The organism is Streptomyces sp. NPDC104309, from assembly GCF_055584025.1.
Genome location: NZ_JBVJMV010000015.1, coordinates 189,431 through 200,016 on the forward strand (window position 1 = coordinate 189,431; position 10,586 = coordinate 200,016).

Sequence of the window (10,586 nt, forward strand, 5' to 3'; positions counted from 1 at the left end):
GATGGGGAAAGCGGCTACCGCTGGACCCCACGCGTGCGGCAGGATCTTGGAATGGAGCGTGATGTACGGCTGTTGCCCAAGGCCCACCTGCACCTGCATTTCACCGGGTCGATGCGGCCCACGACGCTGCTCGAACTCGCCGACAAGTACGGCGTACGCCTGCCGGAGGCCCTGACCGGCGGCGAGCCGCCCAGGCTGCGGGCCACGGACGAGCGCGGGTGGTTCCGCTTCCAGCGGCTGTACGACATCGCCCGGTCGTGCCTGAGGTCCGCCGAGGACATCCAGCGGCTCGTGCGCGAGACGGCCCAGGAGGACGTCGCGGACGGCTCGGGCTGGCTGGAGATCCAGGTCGACCCCACTTCGTACGCCCCGCTGCTCGGCGGGCTGATCCCGGCGATCGAGATCATCCTGGACGCGGTGGACAGCGCGTCGCGCGAGACCGGTCTGCCGATCCGGGTGGTGATCGCGGCGAACCGGATGAAGCATCCGCTGGACGCCCGGACGCTGGCCCGGCTCGCCGTGCGGTACGTGGACCGCGGTGTGGTCGGATTCGGGCTCTCCAACGACGAGCGCCGCGGGATGGCCCGGGACTTCGACCGGGCCTTCGCCATCGCCCGCGACGGCGGTCTGCTGGCGGCCCCGCACGGCGGCGAGCTGGCCGGTCCTTCGAGCGTGCGGGACTGTCTGGACGATCTCGACGCGGCCCGGATCGGGCACGGCGTACGGGCCGCCGAGGACCCGCGGCTGCTGCGCAGGCTGGCGGAGCGCGGAGTGACCTGCGAGGTGTGCCCGGCGTCGAACGTGGCGCTGGGCGTCTACGAGAAGCCCGCCGACGTACCCCTGCGCACATTGTTCGAGGCCGGGGTGCCGATGGCCCTGGGAGCCGACGACCCACTGCTCTTCGGCTCCCGGCTGGCCGCGCAGTACGAGCTCGTACGGCGCCACCACGCGTTCACGGACGAGGAGCTGGCGGAACTGGCCCGGCAGTCGGTGCGGGGCTCCGCGGCCCCGGCCGCGGTCCGGGCGGAGCTCCTGACGGGCATCGACGAATGGCTGTCGAAGCCGGGCGGGTGAATACAGCTAGTGCTACGGCCGGAAAGGTCTGCCGTAAAGGTCTGCCGGGAAGCTCACGGCGTCCGGTGCGGTGCATCGCGAGGCGGAGGAGCGCGAGGCGGAGGAGCGCGAGGCGGAGGAGCGCGAGGCGGAGGAGCGCGAGGCGGAGGAGCGCGAGGCGGAGGAGCGCCCTCGTGCCGGACGCACTCGGGCGATGCGACAACACGGCGAGGTGCCGTGCCGGACGCCGCGAGGGGGTGAACCCTTCCGGTCACCGCACCAGGGCCTTCCGGCCGACACCGGGACGCGTCCGTGGCATCCGGCCCGGCCCTGTCTACACCCCGACCGCTCGCATCAGCACCCTGGCCACGGACACGGCGAAGTCGTCGAGGGACTGCGGTGGCACTCCGGCCTCCGTGGCGTCGTATGCGAACGCCCGCTGCACGCAGGCCCCCAGGAGCAGCGAGGCGGCCGCGTACGTGTCCGCGTCGGCTCGTACCCGTCCGGCGGCCTGCTCGGAGCGCAGATACGCGTCCAGGCCGCGTATGGGCATGTGCGGGCCGGTGCCCAGCTCCCTCATCGCCGCGTTGTGGCGTTCCTTGAGTGTGGGCTCGGCGTACAGCGAGGCGGCGATCGGAAAGCTCTGCTCGTAGAAGAGGGCCGCCTGGCGGGCGATCTCGGTGAGGTTCTGCTCGACGGTCCGCTCCCCCGCCCCCGGGCTCGCGATGAGCCGCTTCAGCAGCGGGTTGAGTCTGGGCAGCCGTTCCTTGAGCACGGCCACGAACAGCTCCTCCTTGCTCGGGAAGTGTTTGTAGAGCGCGGCCTCCGAACAGCCGGCGGCTCTGGCGATCTCCTTGGTGGTGGCGCGTGCCAGGCCGATGGTGAGCATCAGCTGATGGGCGGCGTCGACGATGCGGACGCGAGCCGGCTTCTGCTCCATGTGGACTCCAGTGAAGCTTGACGAGGCGGTGAGTATTCACTAACCCTAGGGGTGAGTGAATACTTACCCACCCCAGGAGGGTGCGCAATGAGGATCACAGTGTTCGGCGCGACGGGCGGCGTCGGTCAGGAGCTCGTCCGCCAGGCGGTGGCGGCTGGGCACGAGGTGACGGCGGTGGTACGCGATCCGGCGCGGCTGCCCGTCCCGCTCTCCGACGTCCAGGTCCACACGGCGGCGCGCATCGACGACCCGGACGCACTGCGCGAAACGGTCGCGGGCCGGGACGCGGTGCTCTCCGGGCTCGGTTCGCGCGGCCGGAGGGCCGACGGCGTCGCGGAGCGGCTGACCGGGACGGTGCTGCGGGCGATGGAGGCCGAGGGAACGCGGCGGCTGGTCGTGGTCAGCGCCGCCCCGGTCGGGCCCCGGCCCGCCGACGACCCGCTGCCGGACCGACTGGTCCGCAAGGTGGTCGGGGCGATCCTCAAGGACGTCTACGAGGACCTGACGCTGATGGAGGCCGCGCTGGCCCGGAGCGCGACGGACTGGACGTCCGTACGGCCGCCGAGGCTCACCGACGGGCCTCTGACGGGGAAGTACCGGACGGTCTTCGGCGGCAGTCCGCGCAGCGGCCGGACCATCTCACGGGCCGATGTGGCGCACGCGATGCTGGCGCTGATCGATGATCCGGCCGCGGTGAAGCAGGGCGTGGGCGTGGCGTACTGAGCGGCGCGCCGTCCAGTGCGGCGCGCCGTTCCCGTGCGGTGGGCCGGGAAGGATTGCCGGGGAGTTCACGGCGTGCGGTGCGGTGTGCCGCAAGGCCGGGCATCGCCCTCGTGCCGGACGCACTCGGGTGAGGCGACACCGCGGCGAGGTGCCGTCCCGGGCACGCGAGCCCGGCGCGATCCGAACAAGAGGCCCTGACTAGAGGCTCACACCGACCGTCACGGGTTCGTTGACGAGCGTGACGCCGAAGGCCTCGTGGACCCCGGCGACGACCTCACGGGCCAGCGCGAGCAGGTCCTCGGTGGTCGCGCCGCCGCGGTTGGTGAGCGCGAGGGTGTGCTTGGTGGAGATACGGGCCGGGCCGGCGCCGTATCCCTTGGTGAAACCGGCCTTGTCGATGAGCCAGGCCGCGGAGGTCTTGGTGCGTCCCCCGTCCGCGGGGAAGGCGGGGGGCGTCACCTCTGGGCCGAGCCGGTGCTTGGCGCGGGCGAGGAACGTCTCGTACTCCGCCTGCTCCAGGATCGGATTGGTGAAGAACGAGCCGGCCGACCAGGAGTCGTGGTCCTCGGGGTCCAGCACCATGCCCTTGCCGGCGCGAAGCCTGAGCACCGTTTCGCGGGCGGCCTCGATGGGAACGCGCTCACCCTGTCCGACGCCCATGGCACGGGCCGTTTCGGGGTACTTCAGGGGCGCGGACAGGCCGCCTGCCTCTTCCAGTTCGAAGCGGACACGCAGCACCACGAAACGGTCGGGTTCGGCCTTGAAGCGACTGTGTCGGTACGAGAACGCGCACTCGACGTTCGGAATGGTGACCGTCTCACGGGTGCAGCGGTCATAGGCGACGACCTCGGTGATCGTGGAGGACACTTCCTGGCCGTAGGCGCCGACGTTCTGGATCGGCGTCGCACCTGCGGATCCTGGAATTCCGGCCAGACACTCGATGCCCGCGAGACCGGCTTCGACGGTGCGCTCCACGGCGTCCGTCCAGACCTCTCCGGCGGCCAGTTCCAGCGTCGTGCCGTCCAGGGCGAAGCCCTTGGTCGCGATGCGCAGAGCCGTACCGTCGAAGCCCTTGTCGCCGATGACCAGATTGCTGCCGCCGCCGATGACGAGGAGCGGGGTGCCGCTGTCGTCGGCCTCGCGCACGGCTTCGATCACCTCGACGTCGGTCGTCGCCGTGAGGAGGCGGGTGGCCGGGCCGCCGAGCCGGAAGGTGGTCAGGGGGGCGAGGGGGGCGTCGTGGAGTTCCTGCACGGGGACAAGAGTACGGTCCGTGTCCCCGCCGCTCGGGCGGGGCCACGGACCGTACGCACGGGACCGCGGCTCAGGCGGCTACGGGGACACGCTCGCCGGCCGCCTCGGGTTCCGGGGCCGCGGCATTGCGGCGGCCCGGTATCAGCAGGGCGACGAGGGCGGCCAGCACCACCGCGCCGGCGCCGATCCACACCGCCGGAACGGTCCCGTCCGTGAAGGACCGCGCCGAGTCGTAACCGCCCTGCGAGGAGAAGACCGTGGCGAGCACGGCGACCCCGAGGGCTCCGCCGACCTCGCGCAGGGCGTTGTTGGCGCCGGAGGCGATGCCCTGCTCGGCGGGGCGGACGCTGGACATCAAGAGGCTGGCGGCGGGTGCGAAGTACAGGGCCATGCCGACGCCGCCGACCATCAGGCCGGGCAACTGCGAGACGTACGAGGCGTCGGGTCCGATGACCACCGCGAAGAAGGCCAGGCCGATCGCCTGGAGCGCGAGCCCGGCCACGACCACCGGCCGGCCGCCGAACCGGTCGGAGAGCGCCCCCGCGACGGGGGCGACCAGCATCGGCATTCCGGTCCAGGGCAGCATCCGCAGGCCGGCCTCGGTGGGCGAGTAGCCCAGCACGCCCTGGAAGTACTGGCTGAGCAGGAAGATCGACCCGAACATCCCGAAGAACATCAGCAGGCCGGCCATGTTGATCCCGAAGAACGCGCGGTTGCGGAAGAGCCGCATGGGCAGCATGGGGTTCTTCGCACGGAATCCGTGGTGGATGAACCCGCCGATGAGCGCGGCGCCCACGAGCAGCGCGGTGAGGACGGTGGCGCTGGTCCAGCCGTCGGTGTTGGCGTTGACCAGGCCGTAGACGATGCCGAAGAGTCCGCCGCTGACCAGGAGTGTGCCGGAGATGTCGAGCCGCGAGTCCGGCGCGTACGACTCCGCCAGGCGCAGCCGCGCCAGCGGCAGCAGGACCAGACCGATCGGAACGTTCAGCCAGAAGATCCACTGCCAGGACAGGTGCTCGGTGAGGCTGCCGCCGATCAGCGGTCCGCTGGCCACGGCCAGTCCGGTGACGGCGCTGAAGATGCCGAGCGCGGCGCCGCGGCGGGCGGCCGGCACGGCGGCCGTGAGCAGTGTGAGCGTCAGCGGCATCATGATCGCCGCGCCCACGCCCTGGACGGCCCGGAAGGCGATGAGTTCGTTGATACCGGGCGAGAGGGCGGCCGCGGCGGAGGCCCCGGTGAAGACGGTGAGCCCGGCGAGGAAGAGCCGGCGCCGGCCGAACCGGTCACCGAGGGCCGCCCCGAGCATCAGCAGCACGGCGAAGGTGAGGGTGTACGCGTTCACGGTCCATTCGAGCTCCGCCAGTTCACCGCCGAGACTCTTGCGGATGGAGGGCAGGGCGGTGGTGACGACGAGGTTGTCGAGAGCCGCCATGAACCCTGCGACGCTGGTGATGACGAGAGCCCAGACCGCTCCTGAGCGGCCTGTCGTGTGCTGGTTCACTGCTCCCCCTGGGGATTAGTTATCAATGACTAACTTTTCCGGGCAGAAAACCGGGCGGAACCCGGGTCGCGCTGTTCAGGCGGTCGGCCTGGCCGAGTCGTAGAACCCCGACCAGACCCGGTGACCGGCCGGGAAGCCGAGCGAGGCGAGGGTGTTGACGAGCATGCCGTACGCGAGGAACGTCGTCGTCTCGCCGAGATCGGCACCGAGCGCGAGATGGACCTCGTCCCACATCTGGAGCCAGCCGGCACGGGCCGACTCGCCGAACTCGTGATCCCCCGACGCCTCGGCCGCCGCGACGGCCGCGTACGTCTGCATCTGCATCAGCAGCTTGTCCGGGTCGTCGACGATCAGGCGCTGGTACGCCCTGGCCATGGCGTGCAGCGCCTCGTCGCCCTCAAGACCCTCGGCCGCCTCGGAGAAGACCTTCCGGGTGTCCTCCAGACAGCGCTCGGCGGCGGCGAGGAACATGGCCTGCTTGTTGGGGAAGAGGCGGAAGAGGTACGGCTGCGAGACCCCCACCCGTTTGGCGATCGCCTCGGTGGAGGTGGCGTTGTATCCCCCGCGGGCGAACTCGGTGATCGACGCGCGGACGACGCTCTCGCGCCGCTCATCTGCACTCATCCTTGCCATGCCGTCAAGTTAGTACTCAATCACTAACTTGGTCAAGCCTGGGATTCCAGCCGCGACAGGCACATACGTAAGGGGCACCGCCCCATGGACAGTGCCCCTTACGCCACATTCGGCGGCCTCAGCCGAGCTGCACCACGGCGCGGGACATGCCCAGCACCTTCTTGCCCTCGCTCATGACCGTCAGGTCCACCCGCACCCGCTTGTCGTCCAGCAGGGCGGCCACCTTGCCCCCGACCTTGATCAGGGCGCCCCGGTCGTCGTTCGGGACGACGACCGGCTTGGTGAAGCGAACCCCGTACTCGACGACCGCACCCGGATCGCCGGCCCAGTCCGTGACCACCCGGATCGCCTCGGCCATGGTGAACATGCCGTGCGCGATCACGTCCGGCAGTCCGACCTCGCGGGCGAACTTCTCGTTCCAGTGGATCGGGTTGAAGTCGCCGGAGGCGCCCGCGTACTGCACCAGCGTCGCCCGGGTGACCGGGAAGGACCGCGCCGGCAGCTCTGTACCGACCTCGACCGACTCGAAAGCGACCTTCGCCGTCATCACGCCTCCTCGGCGGCGCGCGCCACCAGCTTCGTCCACGCGGTCACGACATGCTCACCGGACTCGTCGTGGACCTCGCCACGGATGTCCAGGATGTCGTTGCCCGCCAAGGATTTGATGTCCTCGATCGTCGAGGTGACCGTCAGCCGGTCCCCCGCTCGAACCGGACGCACGTAGACGAACTTCTGGTCTCCGTGCACCACGCGGCTGTAGTCCAGACCCAGCTGCGGGTCCTGCACCACCTGCCCCGCGGCCTTGAAGGTGATCGAGAAGACGAACGTCGGCGGGGCGATCACATCGCTGTGGCCGAGCGCCTTGGCGGCCTCGGGGTCCACGTACACCGGATTGGTGTCGCCCACCGCCTCGGCGAACTCGCGAATCTTCTCCCGGCCGACCTCGTACGGCGGAGTGGGCGGATAGGTCCGCCCCACGAAGGAATGGTCGAGCGCCATGAGCTCGCTACCTCCTGATGAAAGATGAAAAGACCGAAGGACAGCCCCATACAACGACACGAGGCCGCCCCCGATGGGGACGGCCTCGTGTACGAGCCTTTTTCAGCGCGTTTCGCGGTGCGCCGTGTGCGAGTTGCAGCGCGGGCAGTGCTTCTTCATCTCAAGACGGTCCGGGTTGTTACGCCGGTTCTTCTTGGTGATGTAGTTCCGCTCCTTGCACTCCACGCAGGCCAGCGTGATCTTCGGGCGGACGTCGGTGGCAGCCACGTGAGTGCTCCTTGGACGGACGGATGGACGGATGAACGCAAAAAAGAGTAGCCGATCGAAGGACCGACCCCACAATCGGCTACCGTAAGTAGCGGTGACCGGACTTGAACCGGTGACACAGCGATTATGAGCCGCTTGCTCTACCGACTGAGCTACACCGCTTTGATGACGAGTCCCCCCGCCGAAGCGGGGTTTCCCGATCACCAGAGCCCCAATGCGGAATCGAACCGCAGACCTTCTCCTTACCATGGAGACGCTCTACCGACTGAGCTATTGGGGCGAGCGATGAAGACATTACACGGTTGGTCGCCGATCGCCCAAATCCGTTTCGCAGCCCCGTCCGGCGACCGTGACCGGGGCCCGGCCGATCCCTTGATCGGGCCCTTTCCGGCTCGCCCATCAGCCACTTGAGCAGCCCCTCGGCGATCACGTGCACCACTGGGGCCCCAGCAGCACAACCGTGCCCCGGATCCCTCTCGGGGGCCACACCGGTACGACTATTTCGCTCCTCCTCGAACCGGACCGAACACGCCCCTAGGCTCGTCTCACTCTGCGTGATCTTGTACCCCTTCCCAGGAGCGCGATGCCCGACAGCCAGCCGTGGCAGCCGGACGACCAGACCGCCGACGCGGCCGATGCGACCAGCAGCCCCGACACCGCCGAGACCGGCACCCTGGTGCTCTGCGGCGCCCGTCTCACGGACGGCCGCATCGTGGACGTACGGCTCGGTGGCGGACGCATCGAGGCCGTCGGCACCGCGGGCAGCCTGACCGCCACCGGCCCGCGGGTGGACCTGCGCGGCCACCTGCTGCTCCCCGCGCCCGCCGAACCGCACGCCCACAGCGACACCGCGCTCACTGCCGGCGGTACGGGCCCCGACACCCCGGGCCCCGTGTCGCACCGCCCCGAGGACATCCAGCGCCGCGCCACCGAGGCCGCCCTGCTGCAGCTCGGCCACGGCGCCACCGCGCTGCGCGCGCACGTACGGATCGGCTCCGTCCAGGGCCTCGCCTCCCTGGAAGCCGTACTGCGGGCACGCGATTCGCTGCGCGGACTGGCCGAGCTGACCCCTGTCGCCGTGCCCCGGCTGCTCACCGGCATCGCGGGCGCCGACAATCTCGCCATGCTGCGTGAGGCGGTGAAGATGGGGGCCGGCGCGGTCGGCGGCTGCCCCGACCTCGATCCGGACCCGGCGGGGTACGTGGAAGCCGTCCTGGAGATCGCCGCCGAACAGGGCTGCCCCGTCGATCTGCACACGGACGGTGACGATCCGGCCCGGCTCGGCCGACTGGCCGCCATGTCCGGCGGACTGCGGCCGGGCGTCTCCATCGGTCCGTGCGCCGGCCTCTCCCTGCTCCCTTCGCAGTCCTCGGCCCGAGCCGCCGACCAGCTCGCCGCGGCCGGGGTGACGGTGATCTGCCTCCCCCAGGGCGGCTGCAGCGGGGTGGAGGGCCGGGGCACCGCGCCCGTACGGCTGCTGCGCGCGGCCGGCGTACGGGTCGCGGCGGGCAGCGGGGCGTTGCGGGACGTCGCGAACCCGGTGGGCCGCGGGGATCCGCTGGAGGCCGCCTATCTGCTGGCCTCGCAGAGCGGGATGCGCGCCGACGAGGCCTACGAGGCGGTGTCCTCGGCCGCCAGGAGGGCGATGGGGCTGCCCGAGGTCCGCGTCGAGGCGGGCTTCCCGGCCGAGCTCCTCGCCGTGCGCGGGGAGCAGCTCTCGGGCGCGCTGTCGCTCGCCTACAGCCGGGTCGTCGTGCACCGCGGCCGGGTGGTGGCGCGGACGAGCGCGGTGCGCGAGTACTGCGACTCGGAGACCGTCGTCGCCCTCGGCCTGCCGCGCCAGGGCCGGCCGGATTCCGGTCCCTGCGGCGGGCCCTGAGCGCGGCGGCCCATGGCGGCGTACGGTCGTGAGCATGCGCATTGTCATCGCAGGTGGACATGGTCAGATCGCGCTTCGGCTGGAGCGGCTGCTCACTGCGGGCGGCTACGAGGCCGTCGGTGTCATCCGTAATCCGGAACAGAGCGAGGACGTCCGGGCGGCAGGCGCCGAACCGGTCGTCCTGGATCTCGAATCCGCTTCCGTCGAGGAGGTGGCGGAGGTGCTGCGCGGCGCCGACGCGGCGGTCTTCGCGGCCGGTGCGGGCCCGAACAGCGGCTCGGCACGCAAGGAGACGGTGGATCGCGGCGCGGCCGTGCTGTTCGCGGACGCGGCGGAACGGGCGGGCGTACGGCGCCATGTCGTGGTCTCGTCGATGGGCGCCGATCCCGACCACCCGGGGGACGAGGTCTTCGACGCGTACCTGCGGGCGAAGGGCGCCGCGGACGCTTATGTGCGCTCCAGGACCACACTCGACTGGACGATTCTGCGCCCCGGGATGCTGACGAACGACGCGGGCACGGGAATGGTCCTCCTGACCGCCTCGGCGGGCCGCGGGCCGGTGCCGCGCGACGACGTGGCGGCGGCGCTGGTGGAACTGCTGGAGACCCCGGCGACGGCGGGTCTCACGCTGGAGCTCATCTCGGGGAGTGTGCCGGTGGCGGTCGCGGTGAAGGACGTGGCGGGGAACTGAGCCGTTGATCCGGCTGTCCGGCGGCATCGCGCCCGGTCCTGGCAGGCGGCCCGCCCCCTCGGTTCAGCCGCCAGGCGCCGGGTGGACCGTGATGCCGTGGCGCTCCAGCAGGGCGGCGGTGACGCCGTCGCCCTCGCGGAGCTCGCCCGTGAACGTGCCGTCATGGACCGTGCCGCGCCCGCAGGAAGGGCTGCGGGCCATCAGCAGCGCCTCGGTGCACCCGGCCCGCCGGGCGGCCTCCAGCGCGCGTCCGGCGCCGTCCACGAACTCCTCCGTGACGTCGTGCCCGGTGTCGTCGATGACGCGGGCGCGGCCGTCGAGGACGTCATGGCCGTCGCCGCCGACGATCTCGGCGGGGCGACGGGGGGTAGGCAGTCCGGCGGCGACCTCGGGGCAGAAGACGACGGGGCGCCGGTCCCCGAGGGCGTCGGCCACGGCGGCGGAGGCCTTGGCACGGCCGTCGAAGCGGCAGGGCACACCGTGCAGACAGGCGCTGACCAGCACAGGTTCCATGTTCACGACCCTCGCAGCAGAAACGACCCTCGCGGCAGAATCGAGTAGGAGGGACGGGTCGCCCGTCCCTCCTCTCACACCACCGGACATGCGGGTCACGCATCCGGCGGTTCATCCAGCTGATCTCAACCGT

Annotated in this window: 12 protein-coding genes and 2 tRNA genes; 4 read left to right on the top strand and 10 right to left on the bottom strand. The window is 71.0% G+C overall.

From position 1 onward, the window contains the following. Positions 1-51 precede the first annotated feature (51 nt). On the top strand, positions 52-1,074 hold the full coding sequence (locus ACZ68L_RS23215; RefSeq protein WP_469579739.1) for an adenosine deaminase: 1,023 nt from the start codon (positions 52-54) through the stop codon (positions 1,072-1,074). Positions 1,075-1,387: 313 nt separating this feature from the next. On the opposite strand, the gene ACZ68L_RS23220 is transcribed toward ACZ68L_RS23215, so the two are convergent. Beyond that, positions 1,388-1,993, bottom strand: a complete 606-nt coding sequence (locus ACZ68L_RS23220) for a TetR/AcrR family transcriptional regulator (RefSeq protein WP_469579741.1) — start codon at positions 1,991-1,993, stop codon at positions 1,388-1,390. 87 nt (positions 1,994-2,080) lie between these two features. On the opposite strand from ACZ68L_RS23220, the gene ACZ68L_RS23225 reads away from it, so the two are divergent. Continuing rightward, positions 2,081-2,716: an NAD(P)-dependent oxidoreductase gene (locus tag ACZ68L_RS23225; protein WP_469579743.1), complete on the top strand. Its 636-nt coding sequence runs from the start codon at positions 2,081-2,083 to the stop codon at positions 2,714-2,716. Between the two features lie 198 nt (positions 2,717-2,914). Here the strand turns inward: ACZ68L_RS23225 and ACZ68L_RS23230 are convergent, their stop codons facing one another. The 8 genes from ACZ68L_RS23230 to ACZ68L_RS23265 form a co-directional block, all read right to left on the bottom strand. Continuing rightward, the gene (locus ACZ68L_RS23230) at positions 2,915-3,970 is read right to left on the bottom strand and encodes a UDP-N-acetylmuramate dehydrogenase (protein WP_469579745.1); all 1,056 of its coding nucleotides are present in this window, start codon (positions 3,968-3,970) and stop codon (positions 2,915-2,917) included. Between the two features lie 70 nt (positions 3,971-4,040). Next, positions 4,041-5,471, bottom strand: coding sequence for an MFS transporter (locus ACZ68L_RS23235; RefSeq protein WP_469579747.1), 1,431 nt, complete (start codon positions 5,469-5,471; stop codon positions 4,041-4,043). Positions 5,472-5,546: 75 nt separating this feature from the next. Next, a complete protein-coding gene (locus ACZ68L_RS23240) occupies positions 5,547-6,095 on the bottom strand; it encodes a TetR/AcrR family transcriptional regulator (protein WP_469579772.1) in 549 nt (182 codons plus the stop codon). A 127-nt stretch (positions 6,096-6,222) separates the two neighbouring features. Further along, on the bottom strand, positions 6,223-6,651 hold the full coding sequence (locus tag ACZ68L_RS23245; protein WP_469579748.1) for a MaoC family dehydratase: 429 nt from the start codon (positions 6,649-6,651) through the stop codon (positions 6,223-6,225). Continuing rightward, positions 6,651-7,103 carry an FAS1-like dehydratase domain-containing protein gene (locus tag ACZ68L_RS23250; protein WP_469579750.1) on the bottom strand — a complete coding sequence of 151 codons (453 nt, stop codon included), beginning with the start codon at positions 7,101-7,103 and terminating at the stop codon, positions 6,651-6,653. The genes ACZ68L_RS23245 and ACZ68L_RS23250 overlap by 1 nt, the downstream gene beginning before the upstream one ends. Positions 7,104-7,205: 102 nt before the next feature. Next, on the bottom strand, positions 7,206-7,370 hold the full coding sequence (gene rpmG, locus ACZ68L_RS23255) for a 50S ribosomal protein L33 (RefSeq protein WP_003956487.1): 165 nt from the start codon (positions 7,368-7,370) through the stop codon (positions 7,206-7,208). A gap of 89 nt (positions 7,371-7,459) precedes the next feature. Then, positions 7,460-7,532 (bottom strand) — tRNA-Met (locus ACZ68L_RS23260). A 45-nt stretch (positions 7,533-7,577) separates the two neighbouring features. Then, a tRNA-Thr gene (locus ACZ68L_RS23265) sits at positions 7,578-7,650 on the bottom strand. A 303-nt stretch (positions 7,651-7,953) separates the two neighbouring features. On the opposite strand from ACZ68L_RS23265, the gene ACZ68L_RS23270 reads away from it, so the two are divergent. Continuing rightward, entirely contained in the window at positions 7,954-9,249 is a 1,296-nt protein-coding gene (locus tag ACZ68L_RS23270) for an amidohydrolase family protein (protein WP_469579752.1), read from the top strand. A 34-nt stretch (positions 9,250-9,283) separates the two neighbouring features. Further along, positions 9,284-9,940, top strand: coding sequence for an SDR family oxidoreductase (locus tag ACZ68L_RS23275; RefSeq protein WP_469579754.1), 657 nt, complete (start codon positions 9,284-9,286; stop codon positions 9,938-9,940). 63 nt (positions 9,941-10,003) lie between these two features. On the opposite strand, the gene ACZ68L_RS23280 is transcribed toward ACZ68L_RS23275, so the two are convergent. Beyond that, the gene (locus ACZ68L_RS23280; RefSeq protein WP_469579755.1) at positions 10,004-10,453 is read right to left on the bottom strand and encodes a 2-thiouracil desulfurase family protein; all 450 of its coding nucleotides are present in this window, start codon (positions 10,451-10,453) and stop codon (positions 10,004-10,006) included. Between the last annotated feature and the right edge of the window lie 133 nt (positions 10,454-10,586).

Coding starts and splice junctions, on each gene's coding strand:
- ACZ68L_RS23215 (WP_469579739.1), top strand. CDS start 52: ATGGAGCGTGATGTACGGCTGTTGCCCAAGGCCCACCTGCACCTGCAT.
- ACZ68L_RS23220 (WP_469579741.1), bottom strand. CDS start 1,993: ATGGAGCAGAAGCCGGCTCGCGTCCGCATCGTCGACGCCGCCCATCAG.
- ACZ68L_RS23225 (WP_469579743.1), top strand. CDS start 2,081: ATGAGGATCACAGTGTTCGGCGCGACGGGCGGCGTCGGTCAGGAGCTC.
- ACZ68L_RS23240 (WP_469579772.1), bottom strand. CDS start 6,095: ATGAGTGCAGATGAGCGGCGCGAGAGCGTCGTCCGCGCGTCGATCACC.
- ACZ68L_RS23245 (WP_469579748.1), bottom strand. CDS start 6,651: ATGACGGCGAAGGTCGCTTTCGAGTCGGTCGAGGTCGGTACAGAGCTG.
- ACZ68L_RS23250 (WP_469579750.1), bottom strand. CDS start 7,103: ATGGCGCTCGACCATTCCTTCGTGGGGCGGACCTATCCGCCCACTCCG.
- ACZ68L_RS23270 (WP_469579752.1), top strand. CDS start 7,954: ATGCCCGACAGCCAGCCGTGGCAGCCGGACGACCAGACCGCCGACGCG.
- ACZ68L_RS23275 (WP_469579754.1), top strand. CDS start 9,284: ATGCGCATTGTCATCGCAGGTGGACATGGTCAGATCGCGCTTCGGCTG.
- ACZ68L_RS23280 (WP_469579755.1), bottom strand. CDS start 10,453: ATGGAACCTGTGCTGGTCAGCGCCTGTCTGCACGGTGTGCCCTGCCGC.